This window comes from Nocardioides sp. (assembly GCF_036274455.1).
GTDB lineage: Bacteria > Actinomycetota > Actinomycetes > Propionibacteriales > Nocardioidaceae > Nocardioides.
Genome location: NZ_DASUFR010000249.1, coordinates 1 through 19183 on the forward strand (window position 1 = coordinate 1; position 19183 = coordinate 19183).

Annotated in this window: 18 protein-coding genes; 9 read left to right on the plus strand and 9 right to left on the minus strand. The window is 72.4% G+C overall.

Annotation, left to right across the window (positions count from 1 at the left end; genetic code table 11):
• On the minus strand, positions 1-208 hold a 208-nt coding region (locus VFV89_RS24075), incomplete at its 3' end, for a biotin carboxylase N-terminal domain-containing protein (protein ID WP_329708530.1).
• A gap of 124 nt (positions 209-332) precedes the next feature.
• Positions 333-1856, minus strand: coding sequence for a carboxyl transferase domain-containing protein (locus tag VFV89_RS24080; RefSeq protein ID WP_329708547.1), 1524 nt, complete (start codon positions 1854-1856; stop codon positions 333-335).
• A 76-nt stretch (positions 1857-1932) separates the two neighbouring features.
• On the opposite strand from VFV89_RS24080, the gene VFV89_RS24085 reads away from it, so the two are divergent.
• From VFV89_RS24085 to VFV89_RS24105, 5 genes are all read left to right on the plus strand, one after another.
• Positions 1933-2355: a VOC family protein gene (locus VFV89_RS24085; protein ID WP_329708531.1), complete on the plus strand. Its 423-nt coding sequence runs from the start codon at positions 1933-1935 to the stop codon at positions 2353-2355.
• A 67-nt stretch (positions 2356-2422) separates the two neighbouring features.
• On the plus strand, positions 2423-3031 hold the full coding sequence (locus VFV89_RS24090; RefSeq protein WP_329708532.1) for a dihydrofolate reductase family protein: 609 nt from the start codon (positions 2423-2425) through the stop codon (positions 3029-3031).
• A 48-nt stretch (positions 3032-3079) separates the two neighbouring features.
• Positions 3080-3451: a thioredoxin gene (gene trxA / locus VFV89_RS24095; RefSeq protein ID WP_329708533.1), complete on the plus strand. Its 372-nt coding sequence runs from the start codon at positions 3080-3082 to the stop codon at positions 3449-3451.
• Between the two features lie 161 nt (positions 3452-3612).
• On the plus strand, positions 3613-4176 hold the full coding sequence (locus VFV89_RS24100; protein WP_329708534.1) for a TetR/AcrR family transcriptional regulator: 564 nt from the start codon (positions 3613-3615) through the stop codon (positions 4174-4176).
• A complete protein-coding gene (locus tag VFV89_RS24105) occupies positions 4176-4892 on the plus strand; it encodes a hypothetical protein (protein ID WP_329708535.1) in 717 nt (238 codons plus the stop codon). Before VFV89_RS24100 ends, VFV89_RS24105 begins: the two co-directional genes overlap by 1 nt.
• Here the strand turns inward: VFV89_RS24105 and VFV89_RS24110 are convergent.
• The 3 genes from VFV89_RS24110 to VFV89_RS24120 all read right to left on the minus strand — a co-directional run bounded on the left by VFV89_RS24110 (position 4886) and on the right by VFV89_RS24120 (position 11297).
• Complete coding sequence (locus tag VFV89_RS24110; protein WP_329708536.1) at positions 4886-5548, minus strand: SWIM zinc finger family protein; 663 nt, start codon at positions 5546-5548, stop codon at positions 4886-4888. The genes VFV89_RS24105 and VFV89_RS24110 overlap by 7 nt on opposite strands.
• Positions 5545-8265 (minus strand): DEAD/DEAH box helicase, encoded by a 2721-nt coding sequence (locus VFV89_RS24115; RefSeq protein WP_329708537.1) that lies wholly within the window; start codon positions 8263-8265, stop codon positions 5545-5547. The genes VFV89_RS24110 and VFV89_RS24115 overlap by 4 nt, the downstream gene beginning before the upstream one ends.
• A 107-nt stretch (positions 8266-8372) precedes the next feature.
• Positions 8373-11297, minus strand: a complete 2925-nt coding sequence (locus tag VFV89_RS24120; protein ID WP_329708538.1) for a toll/interleukin-1 receptor domain-containing protein — start codon at positions 11295-11297, stop codon at positions 8373-8375.
• Between the two features lie 33 nt (positions 11298-11330).
• Here VFV89_RS24120 and VFV89_RS24125 point away from each other — a divergent pair, with 33 nt between their 5' ends.
• A complete protein-coding gene (locus VFV89_RS24125) occupies positions 11331-11819 on the plus strand; it encodes a glutathione peroxidase (RefSeq protein ID WP_329708539.1) in 489 nt (162 codons plus the stop codon).
• 63 nt (positions 11820-11882) lie between these two features.
• Positions 11883-12377 carry a nucleoside deaminase gene (locus VFV89_RS24130; RefSeq protein WP_329708540.1) on the plus strand — a complete coding sequence of 165 codons (495 nt, stop codon included), beginning with the start codon at positions 11883-11885 and terminating at the stop codon, positions 12375-12377.
• Here VFV89_RS24130 and VFV89_RS24135 read toward each other — a convergent pair.
• Together VFV89_RS24135 and VFV89_RS24140 are read right to left on the minus strand one after the other, a co-directional pair.
• Complete coding sequence (locus VFV89_RS24135) at positions 12361-13209, minus strand: NAD(P)-dependent oxidoreductase (protein WP_329708541.1); 849 nt, start codon at positions 13207-13209, stop codon at positions 12361-12363. The two genes, VFV89_RS24130 and VFV89_RS24135, sit on opposite strands and share 17 nt — an antisense overlap.
• Positions 13210-13225: 16 nt before the next feature.
• On the minus strand, positions 13226-15370 hold the full coding sequence (locus VFV89_RS24140; protein WP_329708542.1) for a RecQ family ATP-dependent DNA helicase: 2145 nt from the start codon (positions 15368-15370) through the stop codon (positions 13226-13228).
• 136 nt (positions 15371-15506) lie between these two features.
• Here VFV89_RS24140 and VFV89_RS24145 point away from each other — a divergent pair, with 136 nt between their 5' ends.
• Positions 15507-16736: an aminopeptidase gene (locus VFV89_RS24145; protein ID WP_329708543.1), complete on the plus strand. Its 1230-nt coding sequence runs from the start codon at positions 15507-15509 to the stop codon at positions 16734-16736.
• An 81-nt stretch (positions 16737-16817) separates the two neighbouring features.
• On the opposite strand, the gene VFV89_RS24150 is transcribed toward VFV89_RS24145, so the two are convergent.
• The gene (locus VFV89_RS24150; RefSeq protein WP_329708544.1) at positions 16818-17348 is read right to left on the minus strand and encodes a hypothetical protein; all 531 of its coding nucleotides are present in this window, start codon (positions 17346-17348) and stop codon (positions 16818-16820) included.
• A 49-nt stretch (positions 17349-17397) separates the two neighbouring features.
• On the opposite strand from VFV89_RS24150, the gene VFV89_RS24155 reads away from it, so the two are divergent.
• Complete coding sequence (locus tag VFV89_RS24155; protein WP_329708545.1) at positions 17398-17877, plus strand: group II truncated hemoglobin; 480 nt, start codon at positions 17398-17400, stop codon at positions 17875-17877.
• A gap of 40 nt (positions 17878-17917) precedes the next feature.
• Here VFV89_RS24155 and VFV89_RS24160 read toward each other — a convergent pair.
• On the minus strand, positions 17918-19183 hold a 1266-nt coding region (locus VFV89_RS24160; RefSeq protein ID WP_329708546.1), incomplete at its 5' end, for a M13 family metallopeptidase.

The following is a 19183-nucleotide window of genomic DNA, read 5'->3' on the forward strand; positions in this document are numbered from 1 at the left end:
GCGCGCCGGTGCCCTTCGCGGCGGCGACGACGGCGTCGATGTCGAGATAGCTGTCGACGTGCACCGCCTCGTCAGCGGCCCGGACGTGCGGGGCGGTCGCGTCGACGTCGGTGTGGATCGCCACGGTGGTGATCCCGAGCCGCTCACAGGTGCGCATCACCCGCAGCGCGATCTCGCCCCGGTTGGCGATCAGCACCTTCTCAATCACGCTGGGACCCCGTCCCTGTGGACAACGCCGCGGTAGTCCGTGACGAAGTGGTTGTGGAGAACGGTGTTCGGGCCACCAGAAGGTCACGGACTATCCCGGCGGTCCAGGTGTCATTCACAGCCAATCACATCCGGAAGACGCCGTAGGACGGCTCGGGGATCGGGGCGTGGGCGGCCGCGGCCAGCCCCATGCCGAGGACGCGGCGGGTGTCGACGGGGTCGATGATGCCGTCGTCCCAGAGGCGGGCGGTGGAGTAGTAGGGCGAGCCCTGGGTCTCGTACTGCTCGCGGATCGGCGTCTTGAACGCCTCGTCGTCGGGCCGGCCGGCCACGGTCGCGAGGACGGAGGCAGCCTGCTCGCCGCCCATCACCGAGATCCGGGCGTTGGGCCACATCCAGAGGAAGCGCGGGTCGTACGCGCGGCCGCACATGCCGTAGTTGCCGGCGCCGAACGAGCCACCGATGACCACGGTGAACTTCGGGACCACCGAGCAGGCGACCGCGGTGACGAGCTTGGCGCCGTCGCGGGCGATGCCCTTGTTCTCGTATTCCCGGCCGACCATGAAGCCGGAGATGTTCTGCAGGAACACCAGCGGGATCCGGCGCTGGTTGCACAGCTCGATGAAGTGCGCACCCTTGAGCGCGGACTCACTGAACAGGATCCCGTTGTTGGCCACGATGCCGACCTCGTGGCCCCAGATCCGGGCGAAGCCGCAGACCAGCGTCTCGGCGTAGAGGTGCTTGAACTCGTGGAACCGGCTGCCGTCGACGACCCGGCGGATCACCTCGCGGACGTCGTACGGCGTCCGGGTGTCGGTCGGGACCACGTCGTAGAGGCCGAGCGGGTCCTCGTGCGGCTCCTCGACCGGGTGGGCGGTGAGGCTGCGCTCGCCCTCGGGCAGCGTGGCCAGGATGCTGCGAACGATCGCGAGCGCGTGGGCGTCGTCCTCGGCCAGGTGGTCGACCACCCCGGAGGTGCGCGCGTGCACGTCGCCGCCGCCGAGCTCCTCGGCGGTGACGACCTCGCCGGTGGCCGCCTTCACCAGCGGCGGCCCGCCGAGGAAGATCGTGCCCTGGTTGCGGACGATGACCGTCTCGTCGGACATCGCCGGGACGTAGGCGCCGCCGGCGGTGCACGAACCCATGACGCTCGCGATCTGCGGGATGCCCCTGGCCGACAGGTTGGCCTGGTTGAAGAAGATCCGGCCGAAGTGCTCCTTGTCGGGGAACACCTCGTCCTGCATCGGGAGGAACGCGCCGCCGGAGTCGACCAGGTAGACGCAGGGCAGCCGGTTGTCGGCCGCGACGGTCTGCGCCCGCAGGTGCTTCTTCACGGTGATCGGGTAGTAGGTGCCGCCCTTGACCGTGGCGTCGTTGGCCACGACCACCGTCTCCCGGCCGCTGACCCGGCCGATGCCGGTCACGATGCCCGCACTGGGGACGCTGTCACGACCGTCCTTGGCGCCGTACATCCCGGTCGCCGCCAGCGGGCTCAGCTCGAGGAACGGGCTGCCCGGGTCGAGCAGCCGGTCCACCCGGTCGCGGACCAGCAGCTTGCCGCGCCCGGTGTGCTTCTCGCGCGCCGACTCCGAGCCACCACGACGGGCGACGGCCAGCCGCTCGCGCAGATCGGCGACGAGGTCGCGCATCTCCTCTGCCACCCGGCTAGGTTAGCGATCATTAACCTGTGGGGCCAGCGGTACGCCGGATGGCAGGGTCGTTCGGGTGAACACACCGAGTCTCCGCTGGCAGTGCGTGATCGTCGACTGCGCCGACCCCGAGCCCGTTGCGACCTTCTGGCAGGCAGCCCTGGGCTGGCGGCGTACTCACGTCTCCGCCGACGGCGGCGAGATCGTCCTCGAGCCGCCCGAGGGCAGCCCGGAGGACGGCGTCAGCCCGGATCTGCTCTTCATCCGCGTCCCGGACCCGACAGCTGGAAAGAACCGGTTGCACCTCGACGTGCGCCCGTCGGACCAGGCTGCCGAGGTCGCCCGGCTCGAGGGGCTCGGGGCCACCCGGGTCGAGGTCGGGCAGAGCCGGCGCGAGGAGGCGTCCTGGGTCGTGATGGCCGACGTCGAGGGCAATGAGTTCTGCGTGCTGCGCGCCTTCACGGCCGAGGAGCTGGCGCGGTTCGCGGCGGAAGGCTGACCGCACCACCGATGACTCCGGGTGGTGGCTGCGGTCTGCACCCGCAGCCGCCGCCACAGGAGGAGCCATGGGCAAGGTCGTCGCCGCCATCACCACGTCGGTCGACGGGTACGTCACCGGACCGGACGACGGTCCCGGATGCGGACTCGGCGTGGGTGGAGAGCGGCTGCACTACTGGGTGATGGGCGGGCCCTGGACCTACGAGTCCGAGCACGAGCCGGGCGCCGACATGGCCCCGGAGGACCGGGAGTTCTTCGACCGGATGGTCGCGAACCTGGGTGGCGCCGTCTGCGGCCGAGGGATGTTCGAGGCCGCCGGCCGGTGGGGCGGGACGAACCCGTTCGGCGCGCCGGTGTTCGTGGTCACCCATCGCCCCGGAGACGACCCGCCCGCGCCCGACTCGGGCTTCGTGCTGGTGACGTCGTTCGAGGAGGCGCTGGACCGGGCGAGGGAGGCGGCCGGCGACAAGGACGTCAGCATCAGCGGCGGTGCCGACGTGATCCGCCAGGGGCTCGACGCAGGTGAGGTCGACGAGCTCGTGGTCTCGACCGCGCCGGTCATCCTCGGCGCCGGCAAGCGGCTCTTCGACGGGTTCACGGCGGACACCGACCTGCGCATCCTCGAGGTCGTCCGCTCTCCGTTCGTGACGCACGTGCGCTACGCCGTCGACAAGTGACGTCCGGCACCTGAGGAACAACCACTCGCCGGCGGGCGTTGCCACTGCATGAGCGCAGTCCCGCTGACCGCCGCGACCTTCGAAGAGACCGTCACCACCAGCGACATCGTCCTGGTGGACTTCTGGGCGTCCTGGTGCGGCCCGTGCCGCCAGTTCGCACCGGTCTACGAGGCAGCCTCCGAGCGCCACGAGGACGTGGTCTTCGGCAGCATCGACACCGAGGCCGAGCAGGGGATCGCGCAGGCAGCGCAGGTCACCGCCATCCCGACGCTGATGGCGTTCCGCGACGGCATCCTGGTCTTCCGCCAGGCCGGCGCCCTGCCCGCGCCCGCCCTCGAGGAGCTGATCACCGCGGTGAAGGGGCTCGACATGGACGACGTACGCGCCCAGATCGCGGCGGCGGAGCAGTCACAGTCCTGAGCCCCCGCGGGCGGCCGGCCGACCGAGCCAGCCCCTGCCGAGCCCGCATGTAACTGACTGTTCAGCACCCTGCCCTGCGCGAATATGCGCAGGGCAGTGTGCTGAACGGTCAGTTACATGGAGAGGGGCGTCGCCCAGTTAGCCACCGCTAACCTCGTTGCGTGGCAACCGAGCAGCTCCCGCGGCGCGAGCAGATCCTCGCCACGGCAGCGGAGCTGTTCGCGGCTCGCGGGTTCCACGGCGTCAGCGTGGCCGACATCGGGGCGGCGTGCGGGATCAGCGGCCCGGCGCTCTACAAGCACTTCGCGTCCAAGGATGCGGTGCTCGCCGAGATGCTGGTCGCGATCAGCGAGCGGCTGCTCTCGGTCGGCCGCGAGCGGTCCGAGGCGGCGCCCGACCCGAGAGCCGCGGTGGTGGCCCTGGTCGACTGGCACGTCGACTTCGCGCTGCGCGACCGGCCGCTGATCGTCGTCCAGGACCGCGACTGGGAGTCGCTGCCCGACCAGGCGAGGGAGCGGGTGCGGAGCCTGCAGCGGGAGTACGTCGACCTGTGGGCCGACCGGCTCCGCGAGGTGCACCGCGGACTCCGGCCGGACAGCGCGCGCGCGATGGCGCACGCCGCGTTCGGGCTGATCAACTCCACCCCGCACAGCGCGCTTCTCCCGGACGCTCGGATGCGCGACCTGCTCTCGCAGATGGCGTACGCCGCCCTGGGGGTCTCGTAGTGCGGGCGCAGGTCGTAGCCCCGCTGGTCGCCGCCGTCCTCGGCATCGGGTTCGGCATCGCGACCGCGCTCGTGGTGCAGGACGACGCGGACCCGGATCCGCCGGCCGGGGCCGCCGACCCGCTCCGCCTCGGCATCCCGCTGGTCAACCAGGACTGCTCGGAGGAGTCGCTGCTGGTGGTCGGCTACGGCAACACCACCGCGCCGCTCAGCAGCGCGGTGGCCAACGCCGGCAAGGACGGGCTGCGCTACCTGCGCAGCGCCGACTCTTGCGACACGATCCTCGGGCCGGAGGCCCAGCCCACGCCGGACTACGTCGTCTACCGCGGCCCCTTCGACAGCCGGCGGGAGCCGTGCGAGCTCCGGATGTCGGGCCAGGACCCCAACAGCTTCGTGGCGCGGCTGCGCGAGGGCAACGACGTGCTGGTGAAGTGCCCGTGCGAGATCCCGAGCAGCCAGGCGCCGCACCTGTTCCTGGACATGGCCCCCGACGCTTCGGAGCGGCTGTGGATCCGGGGGCTGCAGAACATGTTCCACGACGACGACCCGCAGGGCTTCCCCCGCGCAGCGATCACCGGCGACTACGACCAGCCCACCGCCGACCGCGTCACGTCGTTCCAGGACCGGGCGCCCGGCAAGGTGACGGCCCGCGGCGAGGTGGACCCGACGACCTGGGGGATCCTCGCCAGCCGCCTGTGCCGGCAGTACGACTACTGACCGTCGAGCTCGGCGAGCATGGCCGCGGCGCGCAGCGCGGCGTCGGCGGCGACGTCCACGTCGGGGTCGTCGACAGCGTCGTCAGCGGGGGCCGAAGCGGGCTCGGTGCGCTCGTGCAGCCGGCCGAGCAGGTCGTCGCGGGCCAGCCCGCGCAGGTGCAGCAGCACGAACGGGTCGTCGTCGATCAGCCACGCCAGCTGGTACATCACCGCCAGCGCGTGGGGGCACGGATCGGTCCAGGCCTCGCACGTGCAGGTCGAGCCGAGCTCGCCCCCGTAGGGCAGCAGCTCGACGCCGGCCTCCTCGGCGTGCTCGACCAGCGTGTGCGGCAGCTCGCCGGCCAGCAGCGCGGCCACCCGGCCTGCTTCGGAGGCCACCGTCTCGACCAGGGTGTCGGCCGCGCGGTCGTCCAGCTCTGGCACCGAGCCCATCACCGCCCAGAGCCCGTGCTCGTCCTCGACCGCGGCCACGAACCGGCCCGGCTCGACGCTGATCTGGCCGATCCGTCCGGACCGCGAGATGGCGCGGGCGGTGGCCAGGTCGGCCGCGGAGTACGACGCCTCCTCGACGGCCCGGACCCAGGCCTTGGCCCACCAGCGGGTGGCCCGGGCGGCGCCACGGCGGGCCGGGGTGCGCGGATGGACGACGGTGGTCACGTGACGGACCGTCCCTCGCGCCGTGCGTCCTCGCGGCGCAGCGTGACCAGGTCGCGGAGCTCGGCGTCGTCGAGCTCGGTCAGCGCCGCCTCTCCGCGGCCGAGCACCGCGTCGGCGAGCGCGCGCTTGCGCTGCAGCAGCTCGGCCACCCGCTCCTCGATCGTCCCCCGGGTGACCAGGCGGTGCACCTGGACCGGCTTGGTCTGGCCGATCCGGTAGGCCCGGTCGGTGGCCTGCTCCTCGACGGCGGGGTTCCACCAGCGGTCGAAGTGGATCACGTGGTCGGCCCGGGTGAGGTTGAGGCCGGTGCCGCCGGCCTTGAGGGAGAGCAGGAACACGGGCGCCTCGCCGCTCTGGAACCGGCTGACCATCGCCGCGCGGTCGCGCACGGGAGTGCCGCCGTGCAGGAACAGGTGCGGCACCCCGGCCTTGGCCAGGTGTGCCTCGATCAGCCGGGCCATGGCGACGTATTGAGTGAAGACCAGGGCGGCGCCGTCCTCGGCGAGCACGGTGCCGAGCAGCTCGTCGAGCAGGTCGAGCTTCTGCGAGCGACCGCTGAGCCGGACCGCACCGGACTCCTTGAGGAAGTGCGCGGGGTGGTTGCAGATCTGCTTGAGCCCGGTGAGAAGGGCGAGCACCAGCCCCCGGCGCGTCACCTGGTCGTCGGGATGGGCACGCTCGATCCGGGCCATGGTGTCGCGGACGAACGACTCGTAGAGCACCACCTGCTCGCGGGTCAGGTGGAGTGGGTGGTCGGTCTCGGTCTTCGCCGGCAGCTCGGGGGCGATGCCAGGATCTGACTTGCGCCGGCGCAGCAGGAACGGCCCGATCAGGTCGGCGAACTGCCGGGCCTTGGCCTCGTGGACCCCCGCCTCGATCGGGCTGGCCCAGACCCGGCGGAACGCCTGCCGGCTCCCCAGCAACCCCGGGATCACCCAGTCGAGGATCGCCCAGAGCTCGGACAGGTTGTTCTCCATCGGGGTGCCGGTGAGGGCGACCCGGACCGTGCTCGGGATCCGGCGCAGCGCCTTGGCCGTGGACGACCGCGCGTTCTTGACGTGCTGTGCCTCGTCGGCCACGACCAGGTCCCAGCCGGCCTCGGCGAGCTCCTCGTGGCTGGTGCGCATGGTGCCGTACGTCGTCAGCGCGAACCCACCCGCCAGCCCGTCGAGCGAGCGCCCGCCGCCGTGGAAGCGGCGCACCTCCACGTCGGGTGCGAACCGGGCCAGCTCCTGCTCCCAGTTGCCGAGGAGGCTGGCGGGGCAGACGACGAGGGTCGGCCCGCGGTGGCCCAGCCCCACGCGGTGCAGGTGCAGGGCGATCAGCGTGATCGTCTTGCCGAGCCCCATGTCGTCGGCCAGGCAGGCACCGAGGCCGTGCGAGGTGAGCTCGGCGAGCCAGGTCAGCCCCTGGCGCTGGTAGTCGCGGAGCGTCCCGCGGAGCGCGGCCGGCACCGGCACGGGCTCCTGGCGCGCCGCGTTGAGGAGCCGCTCGCGCACCTGCAGGAGGCTCGCGCCCAGCCGCACCTGCTCCTCGACCGGCTCCTCTGCGGTGCCCAGCTGGACCACGCCGGTGAGCGCGGCGGCGATCGCCTCGGTGGCGGTGGCGGTGCGGAGCACTCGCTTGCGCGCCTTGCGCGCGATCGCGGGGTCGACCACGGTCCAGTTGCCGCGCAGCCGGAGCAGGGGGGCCGCGCTGGTGGCCAGCTGCTCCATCTCCTCCTCGGTCAGCGGGTCGCCGTGCAGCGCGAGCTGCCAGCGGAAGCTGAACAGCTCGTCCTCGCCGAACATCCCCGTCCGCAGCTGGGCCTCGCGAGCCGACATCGGCCGGGTGCGGTCGAGCACCGTGGTCGCCGTGAGGTCGCGGCCCAGGCTGCGCGGCCAGAGCACGTCGACTCCACGGCCGGCCAGCGCCGCGACGCCGTCCTCGAGCAGGCTCTCGAGCTCGTCGCCGTCGAGGGTGAGCTGGTCGGGCACCCGCAGCTCCAGAAGCCGGTCGAGCACCGGCCAGGCCTCCGCGGCGCCACGCAGGGCGATGGCGGCGTGGGTGCGGGCCCGGTCACCGAAGCCGTGCTCCCGCTCGTCACCGGTCCACAGCACCGCCGCGTCGCAGAGGTGGAGCGGGTTCTGCTCGTCGTGGACCTGGAGCACCAGCCGGACCGAGCCGGCGACCAGCTCCTCCTCGTCGGCCTCGACCCGCAGCGAGATCCGCACCAGCTGGGGCAGCTCCGGGCGGGGCTCGGTGTAGCGGGCGAGCCGGCTGCGCAGCCTGCTCTCGAAATCCGGCTGGGCGACCGGTGGCCGGGTGCGCACGGTCGGCGCCGCGCGCGGCATCGCGTCGGCGACTGCGTCGAGCATCGCGCGTACGACGTCTGCCGCGGCCTCGGGCGTCAGCCCGTCGTGGGCCCGCGACGAGGCCAGCCGGAGCACCCGGTCCTCGTCGTCGGCCGCGAGCGGTCCCATCCGCCAGCTCGGCTCGCTCCCCGCCGGCTCGATCTGCCCGGCCGCCACCAGCCGCAGCCCGAGCAGGGCGGCCCCCGACAGCAGCCCCACGCTCGGGTGCAGGTCGTCGCGGCGGTGGGCCTTGGTCAGCACCGGCAGCGCGGCGCGGATCGGGAGAGCGACCGTGCGCCGGTCGTCGGTGAACTCCACGACGCCGTCCCGCGGCGGCTGCGCGGCCCGGAACCTCGCGGTACCGGTGACGGGGACGAAGCTCATGCCTTGTCGGGGTCCCCGCGGCGTTGTGCGCCGGAGGAGCGAAGCGGGGGAGGCGAAGAACGACGTGGGGTGATCACGGCGTCGAAGGTAACGCGCGGCACCGACCGTCAGTCGCCGCTGAGGTAGGTCGCCTTCTCGGTGGCTGTCAGCTGCCGGGTCACCCGGGTCCTCGCCAGGTGGACCAACGCGGCCAGGTCGCCGCACACGGAGCAGTCGAGCACCGCCAGCGACGGCGTTTCGGCGGGGGTCTCGATGAGTGCGATCTGCCCCTGGTCGGTGAAGGAGGCTGCCGCTGCCGGCACGCCGGCGTCCGTCACCGCTGCCAGCAGCCGGCCGGAGTGGCCGTCCCAGAGCCGCACCGGCGCCCCGTAGGGGGCTGTGACGATGAAGCGGCCGTCGTCGCTGAACGCCAAGTCGCGCAGGTCGCCGTTCTTGAGGCCTTCCAGGGTCGCGATGTGCTCGCCGGTGCTCACGTCCCACAGCTGGGCGTCCACCTCGTAGCCGGCGGCCGTGGCCAGCTCATGTCCATCGGGGCTGAAGGCCACCGTCGCGTACTGCTCGTACTGGGAGTGCGGCGCCTGGAACGCCTCGAGCTCCAGCAGCTGCTCGCCCGTGTCGGCGTCCCACACGCGGACCGTGCCGTCGACGCTCGCCGTGCCGACCCGGGAGCCATCGGAGCTGAAGGTTGCCCCCAGCACCTCGCGGGACCCGTCGTGACCCGCCAACTCGGTGAGGAGAACACCGGTGGTCGTGTCGTAGATGGCGGCCCGCCCGGACTGGCCGACGACGAGCACGCGCTGCCCGGTGCCGTCGAAGGCGGCGTCGTACGCCGTTCCGGGGAAGGCCAGCTCCACCACGCTGCCGCCCGCCGTGCTCCGAACCTTCGTCGTGGAGTCGAACGCCCCGGTCACCGTGAGGCTCCCGTCCGAGCTGAGCACCGGCACGAGGCTCTCACCGTCTCCGAGGGTGAACTGGCTGCGGGCCTGGCCGGACACCACGTCCAGGGTCTCCACCGTCGATGGGCTGCCGAGCTCGGCGGGCTCTATGGACACGACGGCGTATCGGCCACCGGGAGAGAAGGCCTGCGGCTGCGCATCGGGAAGGGGCGCCGTGGACGAGGGCGGGAAAGCGGCCGCCGAGCCGGCGGCCGACCAGATCCGTGCCGTGGAGTCGTCGCTGGCCGACAGCACGCCGCTCCCGTCCGGGCTGAACGCGATCTCGTTCACGGGCGCGCCGTGCCCGAGGAGGGCAGCCGCCTCTGCGCCGTTGCTGGCACGCCAGAGGCGCACCACGTTGTCCGCGCCACCCGTGGCGACCAGGTCGCCGGCCGGGCTGAAGGAGACCGTTGCGACGGGACCGGTGTGGCCGGTGAACGTGGTGACCGTGTCGCCGCTGCCGACGTCGGTGACCTTGGCGGTGCCGTCGTCGCTCGCAGTGGCCAGCTTCGCGCCCTCCGGGCTGAACACCGCCGCGTTGACGGCGGCGTCGTGCCGCGCCGACATCAAGAACGTCCCGTCGAGGGCTCGCACCGTGGCGAACCCGTCGCCACCTGCGGTCACGAACTGCGAACCGTCGGCGCTGAAGGCGGCCGTGGTGAAGTAGCTCTGTGCGTCCTCGGGATAGCTCGCGACGAGGGTGGCGTCGCTGGTGCTCCACAGCTCGACGCCATCGCCCTGGACGGCGAGGAGAAGGAGCGAGTTGTCAGGGCTCAGCGCCATCGCGTCCACGACGCTGCGCGGGATGGTGCCGAGCAGGCTTCCGTCGGACGCACTCCAGAAGTGCACCTGGTTGTGCACGAAGCCGGCGGTGATGACGACGGACCCGTCGGCGCTGATCGCCACGTCAGAGAGCCTGTTGTCGTCGGTGTCAGTGATCACCGACACCGGCGTCCCCGTGCTGCCGTCGTACACCCGGGCGGTGAAGTCCGGCGCGATGGTCACGACGCGGCTGCCATCTGCGCTCCAGAGCGCCTTCTGCACCCCTTGGGTGTGCCCCTCGAGAATCGCGACTCGGTCGCCGCTCGCCGCGTCCCACAGCGCCGCCGAATCGTCCTCGCTGGTGGTCACCACCATGGTCCCGTCAGGGCTGTAGGCAGCCGAGTCCACCGCCGCGCGATGGCGGAACTGCGCCCGTACGTGCGACTGGAGGACCGCCGCGCGCAATGCGTTCTCTGCCTCCACGGTCGGACTGGCCTTCGCCGCCTCGAGCCCGAGCAGCAGGCTGAGCTCGGGGTCGGTGGGCAGGTTGAGGAAGGCGTTGGCCGCCAGTGCCCGGGACGTCGCGGCCGCACGTTCGGTCTCGGCCTGGTGGCGCTGCCTGTCGGCCTCGTGGCGCTGCTCGACCGCGGTGTTGCGCTGCAGCAGCGCCAGCACACCGAGCACGACCGCGACGACCAGCGCGACCGAGACCCCGGTGACCAGCTGCCGCTGGCGTCGCGTCGCCGCGCGCCGGGAGGCGAGGACATAGCGGCCCTGGAGCTCGGTCGGCGGTGGCTCCTTCCCGCCGCGTCCGCTGACGAATGCCTCTGCCTGGTCGAGGTCCGAGCCGCGGGCCAGCAGGCTGTGGTCCTCTCCGCGTCGTTCCCACTCCTGTGCCCGCAGCCCCCACCGGGTGTGCTCGCGGACCCAGTCGAGGTCGGTCCCGATCGCCGTGAGCAGCGTGGCCAGGGCGGTGTCGAAGTCGTCGTCGAAGCGCCCGGTCTGGGGGATCCAGTTCCGGGCCGCCACCGCCTCGGGGACCTCCAGGTCCGGCGCCGGCAGGTGCAGCACCGGCAGCAGCCGCTTGCCGAGCCCCACGGCGTACGCCAGCTCGGTCCGGCAGTGCTCGGAGACCACCGACGCCGGGCTGATGACGAAGCAGAACGAGTCGCTGGACGCGATCCCGGAGCGCAGGTCGTCGCTCCACACCGAGGCGGCCGGGATGTCGTCGAGGTCCACCCAAGTGTCCTGGCCGCGCTCCTCGAGGGCCGAGGAGAGGCGCGCGACGAAGTCGCGGCTGTCCGCCCGAGCGTAGGAGAGGAACAGGTCGGGCATCGGTCATTCCCGGTCGGCTTCTAGGATCGTGAAGTGAGCATCCTCGACGCCAAGATCGCCCGTCTAGACCGAACTCAGACCACTCTCGGCGAGATCACCGCCGGCCGGGCCGCCCTGCTGGTCAACGTGGCGAGCAGATGCGGGCTGACTCCGCAGTACGCCGGGTTGGAGCGGCTGCACGAGGAGTACGGCGACGAGACCTTCACCGTGGTCGGGATCCCGTGCAACCAGTTCTACGGCCAGGAGCCAGGCACCGCCGAGGAGATCGCGGAGTTCTGCTCGTCGACCTACGGCGTCACCTTCCCGATGACGGAGAAGATCGAGGTCAACGGCGAGGGCCGCCACGAGATCTACGCCGGGCTCGTGGACACCCCGACCGAGAAGGGTGAGGCCGGCGACGTCAGCTGGAACTTCGAGAAGTTCCTCGTCGCGGCCGACGGCACCGTGGTGGCGCGGTTCAGCCCCCAGGTCGAGCCCGACGACCCGAGGCTGGTCGACGCGGTGAAGGCGCTTGCGAGCTGAGCCTGGCTGAGCTCCGGGGCTGGTCGGCCCGCGGACGGAGCTGGGTCTGTCAGGCTTCTCGTCATGGCGATCTCGGAGCAAGACCTGGTCCACCTGCGCTCGGCCGTGGCGCTGGCGCGCGAGGCGCACGACGCGGGTGACCAGCCGTTCGGCACCGTGCTGGTCGGCGGGGACGGGAGTGTGCTCTGGTCCGGGCGCAACCACGCGGGCCACGGTGACGAGACCCAGCACCCGGAGCTCGCCGTGGCGCAGTGGTCGGCTCGGCTCTCGCCGGAGGAGCGGGCGCGGTGCACGGTCTACACCTCCGGTGAGCACTGCCCGATGTGCTCGGCCGCGCACGGCTGGATGGGGCTCGGCCGGATCGTCTACGCACTCTCCGCCGAGCAGCTGTCGACCTGGCGGCGCGAGTGGGGCGACGCCGAGCCCCTCGTGAACGTGCTCCCGGTCAACGCAGTCGCCCCCCAGGTGCCGGTCGACGGTCCGGCGCCCGAGCTGGAGGACGAGCTCCGCGAGCTGCACCGTGCGGCGTACGAGCGCGGGACTAGAACGCGACCCTGAGCGCGGCCATGTCGTCGCCACCGTGGCCGGCCCGCTCGGCGCGCTCGGCCAGCTCCAGCACGGCGCGGGCGAGGTCGGTCGCGATGCCGGCGTCCTCGGCGGCGGCGAGGATGAGCGCGAGGTCCTTGCGCAGCCCCCGGACGTCGAAGGCCGGTGGGTAGCCGCCGTCGATCATCATCGCGCCCTTGGCCCGTGCGATGGGCGCGTCGGATGCGCTCCCCGAGATGGCCTCGAGGAAGAGCCGCGGATCGAGCCCGAGCCCCTCGGCCAGCGCGACGGACTGGGCGGTCGCCGCGGTCACCGCGCCGGTGAAGGCGTTGCAGACCAGCTTGAGCCGGCTGGCCGCACCGACCTCGTCGCCGGCCCAGACCGTGCGCCCTCCGATCGCGTCGAGGACCGGCTCCACGATCGGGCGCAGCGCCGGGTCGCCGGAGGCCAGCACCGTCAGCGTGCCGTCCTCGGCCGGCTTGCGGGTGCCGAGCACCGGCGCGTCGAGGAGGCGTACGCCGAGCCGGCCGGCCTCCTCGGCCACCCGGCCGATGTCGAGCCCGACGGTCGAGGTCTGGACGACGACTGTCCGGTCGGTCATGCCGGGCGCCGCGGCCCGGAGCACGTCGACGACCGAGTCGGCGTCGAACAGCACCACCACGACGACCTCGGCGCCGTGCACCGCCTCCGCGGGTGCGTCGGCGACCGAGGCGCCGTCATGGGCCAGGGGCGCGGCGCGGTCGCGGCTGCGGTTCCAGACCGTCACCGCGTGACCGTGCTGCACCAGCTGGCGCGCCATGCCGGCGCCCATCTTCCCGGTCCCGAGGACCGCCACTGTGGTCATGAGCGCACGGTAACCGTCAGCTCGTGACCGCCAGCGTGAGCGGCAGCACCGCCTCTGCGCCGGCGGATCGGATCGCCCTGGCGGCGAGGGTCACCGTCCAGCCGGTGACCACCAGGTCGTCGACCAGCAGCACCCGTGCGCCGAGTGGCACGTCGGCATGCAGGGCGGACCGGCGCCCCACCGCCGCGACCCGCTGGGCGGAGTTGGCCGACCCCTGGCCGGGCGCGAGGTCCGGGTCGACGATCGCCCACCGGCCGACGACCGGGACCTGCAACCGGCGCGAGAGCCCCGCGGCGAGGTCGTCGACGAGGACGGGCCTGGTCGCCGACTCGACGGCCACGATCGCGTCGACCTCGGGGCGCCAGTCGTCGAGCATGGTGAGCACCGCCTTGACCAGCGGCACCGGCACCTGGCCGTCAGGGGTGTCCGGCCGGAAGAGCGCGCGCAGCGCCTGCCCGTGGCCGAGGTCGGTGAGCCGCGCCACCGCGCGGCCCTCCTCCGCGGTCTCGGCGATCCTGCCCTTGAGGTCGATGCCGAGGGTGGCAAGCGCGGTCGGCCACAGCTTGCGGGGCTCGATGGGCACCCCCGGCCTGGCCAGGCGCGCGTTGGCCTCGGCCACCGCTTCGTCGGAGACCGTGGAGTCGAGCGAGAGCCCGCCGCAGTTGTCGCAACGGCCGCAGTCGGACGCGTCGGGGTGGTCGAGCGCTGGGTCGTCGAGCGCTGGGTCGTCGAGCTGGCTGCGAAGGAACCGCATCCGGCAGCCGGTCGTGTCGAGGTAGTCGAGCATCGCCGCCTGCTCGCGCTCGCGGGCCTCGCGGACCCTCCGGTAGCGCTCGTCGTCGTAGGTCCAGGGCTGGCCGGTGGCCTCCCAGCCGCCGCGCACGCGGCGTACGGCGCCGTCGACGTCGAGCACCTTCAACATCGTCTCGAGCCGGGCCCGGTTGAGCTCGACCCGCGTCTCCAGCGCGGGCGTGCCGAGCGGGGCGCCCTCCTCGGCGAGCGCGTCGAGGGTCTGCCGAACGAGCTCCTCGCGGGGGAAGGCGAGCGAGGCGAAGTAGGCCCAGATGTCGCGGTCCTCGACCGCGGGCAGCAGGACGACCGTCGCCTCGTCGGTGCCACGCCCCGCGCGGCCCACCTGCTGGTAGTAGGCGACCGGCGACTGCGGCGCCCCCATGTTGACCACGAAGCCGAGGGTCGCGTCGAACCCCATGCCGAGGGCGCTGGTGGCGATCAGCGCCTTGATCCGGCCGGCCGCAAGGTCCTCCTCGAGGGTGGTGCGCTCGGTGGCCTCGGTCTGGCCGGAGTAGGCGGCCACGTCGTGGCCCCGGGACCGGAGGTAGTCGGCGATCTCCTGGGTGGCCGCGACGGTCAGGCAGTAGACGATGCCCACCCCGGGCTGCTCGGCCAGGTGGTCGGACAGCCAGGCCAGCCGCTGCTCGGCCGTCTTGAGCCGCACCACGCCGAGCCTCAGCGACTCCCGGTCGAGGCTGCCGCGCAGCACGAGCACGTCGCCCTGCTCATCTGGTGGGGCGAGCTGCTCCGCGACGTCGGCGGTGACCCGGGCGTTGGCGGTGGCGGTCGTCGCCAGCACGGGGATGCCGTCGGGCAGGTCGGCCAGCAGGGTGCGGATCCGGCGGTAGTCGGGGCGGAAGTCGTGACCCCAGTCGGAGATGCAGTGCGCCTCGTCGACGACGAGCAGCCCGCAGGTCGCCGCCAGCCGGGGCAGCACCTCGTCGCGGAAGCCGGGGTTGTTGAGCCGCTCGGGGCTCACCAGCAGGACGTCGACCTCCCCGGCCCGGATCGCGTCGTGGATCGGCTCCCAGGACTCCATGTTGGTGGAGTTGATCGTCACCGCGCGGATGCCCGCTCGCTCGGCGGCCGCGATCTGGTTGCGCATCAGCGCCAGCAGCGGGCTCACGATCACCGTCGGTCCGGAGCCTCCCGCCCGCAGGAGCAGCGTCGCGACGAAGTAGACCGCCGACTTGCCCCAGCCGGTGCGCTGCACGACCAGGGCCCGCCGCCGCTCGACCGCCAGGGCCTCGATGGCCCGCCACTGGTCGTCGCGGAGCTCGGCGTCGTCGCGCCCGACCAGCGCGCGCAGATGCCGCTCGGCGTCGCGGCGTACGGCGGCTGCGTCCTCGAGCACGGCGGTGGTGGACATGTCCTCTGTCTACCAGCGGACGCCGACGGACCGGGGCGGCCGTCCACAGGCCCCTTCCGCGACCACTCGGGACCGCGAGGTGCCCTGGGGATGCCGACTACTGTTCACGATGCGCCACGACGGACAAGGGAGAGCCATGTCGGAGCCGTACGACCACCTGCTGGAGAAGTACGCACGCCTCGTGATCCGGGTGGGGGTCAACGTGCAGCCCGGGCAGGCGGTGGTGATCACGTGCCTGCCCGAGCAGGCCGAAGCGGCGCGCGCGCTCGCGGCCGAGGCCTACCGCGTCGGGGCGAGCCGGGTCAGCATCGACTACGGCGACCCGCACCTGCAGCGGTCAGCCGTCCTGCACGCGCCCGAGGACCAGCTGGGCACCAGCCGTCCCGACGAGCTGGACAAGGTCCGCGCCTGGCGCGAGACGAAGCCGGCCCTGATCAGCCTGACCGGAAACCCGTTCCCCACCCTGATGGACGGGCTCGACCCGCAGCGGCTCGCGAAGTCAGCCCCGCTCAGCCTGATCCAGGAGATCATCCCGCTGGTCACCACCAACACGCTCGCGTGGACCGTGGTCGGCGCGCCGACACCCGGCTGGGCCGCCAGCGTCGGGGTCGCCGACGTGGCCGCCCTCTGGGACGCCGTGGCGGTCGCGATGCGGCTGGACGAGGCGGACCCGGAGCAGGCCTGGCGCGCCCACATCGCCAAGCTCCGGACCCGCGCATCGGTGCTGAACCACCACGCCTTCGACAAGGTGCGCTACCGCGGTCCCGGGACCGACGTGACGATCGGCCTCGCTCCGGAGTCGCACTGGGTGGGCGGCTCCTCGGCCAACGAGGACGGCGTGGAGTTCGTGCCGAACATGCCGACCGAGGAGGTGTTCTTCTCGCCGGACTGGCGCCGCGCGGAGGGCACCTTGCGGACGACCGCGCCCTTCTTCCTCACCACGATGGGCGCCATGGTCGAGGACCTCGAGCTCGAGCTCCGGGACGGCACGATCACCGGCGTACGCGCGTCGCGCGGTGAGGCCGAGGTGCAGCAGCAGTTCGAGCTGATCCCGCGCTCGCGGCACCTCGGCGAGGTGGCCATCGTCGACGCCGACTCCCGCGTCGCGAGCACCGGGCTGGTCTACAAGGACATGCTCTACGACGAGAACGTCGGCTCCCACATCGCGTGGGGGATGGGCTACCCGGCCGCGTTCCGAGGTGCCCTCGAGCTCTCACCCGAGGAGCGGATCGACTCCGGGCTCAACCAGGCGAACACCCACGTCGACATCGTGGTGGGCAGCCCCGAGGTCCAGATCGACGGCATCCACGCCGACGGGTCGGTGGTGCCGGTCACGCGCGGCGACGAGTTCGTCCTCAGGGACTGAGGGGCCCCCTGGCGCCCGCGGCCAGCGACGAGCGCAGCGAGCGTTGCGAGGGGCGCGAGCGCGCCTCGTGATCGAGGGTATTCAGGCTGGGCCTTTGCTCCGCACGTCCGCGACCGACTGCATGGCCTCGCTCAGCTCGGCGAGCCAGTCCTCCTCGTGCTGTCCGACCAGCCGCACGCACCAGGCCAGGGCCTCCGAGCGCGACCGGGCCACGCCTGCGTCGACCAGGGTGTCGAGGACCAGCCGCTGCGGCTGGCGCAGCCTGGTCATCACCGGCGCCGCCACGTGGGTCCAGAGCTCGCGGTGCTGGTCGTCGCCCGCGCCGACCGTGACGCCCCATGAGACCTTGGCGTCGAAGCGGTGCTCCGCCTCGCGCGCGATCTCCATCCGCTTGCCACGGGTCTCCTCGCGGAAGGCCTTGGCCCGCCCGGCCCGCGCCTCGGCCCGGGTGACGGCGGAGGCGTCCTCGGGCAGCTCGACGTCGGAGATGGTGAGCCGGACCGTGATCTCCTCGCGGTCGATGGTGATGTCCGCGGGGGCTGCCTGCCACTCCGCGGGCAGCCGGCCGGCGAACCAGCCGGCCACGCGCTCTCGCGCCTCGTGCGTAATCATGATTACATCATTACATCGCAAGGCCGACGGGACAAGGAAGGATGCTGTCGTGGGTGTGGACGAGCCGGGGCTGCCGACGCTCCACGAGTGGGCCGGCGGCAGCGACGCCGTACGCCGCTTCATCGACGCCTTCTACGACCGGGTCGAGCGAGACGACCTGCTCGCGCCGTTCTTCCCCGGCGGCGTGAGCGAGGCGCATCGGGCGCACGTGGCCGCGTGGTGGTCGGAGGTGCTCGGCGGACCGACGACCTACACCGACGAGCTCGGTGGCTACGAGGCGATGCTCGCCCACCATCGCGACCTGGGCATCACGTCCGACCAGCGACACCGCTTCGCCTCCACCATGAGCCTGGCGCTGGACGACGCGGGGCTGCCGGCCGACCCGGAGTTCCGGGCGGCCGTGATCGGGTACGTCGAGTGGGGCACCCGGCTGGCGATGCACAACTCGCAGCCCGGCGCGACCGACGTCGTCGAGCACGCGCCGGTGCCGCGCTGGGGATGGGGCGTCGCGCCGCCGTACGGGGGCTGAGGCCGCGGTCGGGATCCCAGGTGAACCTGGGATCCCTGCATCACCAGATCCGGACCCGCTGCTCCGGGTCGAGCCAGAGGCCGTCGGACTCCGTCGTGCCGAAGACCTCGTGGAACTCGTCGAGGTTGCGCACGATGTTGGCGCGGAACTCCGGCGGGCTGTGCGGGTCGATGGTGAGGTACTGCTGCGCCTGCTCGAGGCGGCGCTTGGTCCGCCAGCAGTAGGCCCAGCTCAAGAACAGCTGCCGCCGCTCCTCGACGTTCGCCCGGCCACCGCGTGAGATCAGGTAGGCCTTGTGGCCGATGGTCAGACCGCCGAGGTCGCCGATGTTCTCACCGACGGTGAGCGCGCCGTTGACGTGCTCGTCGGGCAGGTCGCGCGGGGAGAAGCCGTCGTACTGCTCGATCAGCGCCTTCGACTTCACCTCGAACGCCGCCTTGTCCTCCGGCGTCCACCAGTCGTTGAGGTTGCCCGAGCCGTCGTACTGCGCGCCCTGGTCATCGAAGCCGTGGCCGATCTCGTGGCCGATCACCGCCCCGATGCCACCGTAGTTCTGCGCGTCGTCGGCGACCGGGCTGAAGAACGGCTTCTGCAGGATCCCGGCCGGGAAGCAGATCTCGTTGGTGCCCGGGTTGTAGTAGGCGTTGACCGTCTGCGGCAGCATGAACCACTCGTCGCGGTCGACCGGCGACCCGATCTTGTTCAGCTGGCGGTCGGTCTCGAACGCCGCCGCCGCCGCGACGTTGCCGAGCAGGTCGTCGGGGCGGATCCGCAGGTCGGAGTAGTCGCGGAACTTCTCCGGGTAGCCGATCTTGGGGCGGAACGTGCCGAGCTTCTCGAACGCGCGGGCCTTGGTCTCCTCGGTCATCCAGTCCAGCGCCGCGATCGACTCGCGGTAGGCCGCCAGCAGGTTGGCGACCAGCTCGTCCATCTGCTGCTTGGACGACGGCGGGAAGTGGCGCGCGACGTACTCCTTCCCGACCGCCTCCCCGATCGCGCCCTCGACGAGGCCGACCCCGCGCTTCCAGCGGGCCCGCAGCTCGGGCGTGCCGTTGAGGGTGCGGCCGTAGAAGTCGAAGTTGGCCTCGACGAAGCGCTCGGGGAGGTACGGCGCCGAGCTCCGCACGATGCGCGCGTGCAGGATGTCGCGCCACGTCGCGATCGGCGTCTCGTCGAGCACCGCCGACAGGTGGGAGAAGAAGTCGGGCTGCATCACGATCGAGGTGCGCAGCGTCTCCTCGGTGCCGCCCAGCGCGGTGACGTAGGTGATCCAGTCGAAGGCCGGGCACAGCTCGCGCAGCTCGTC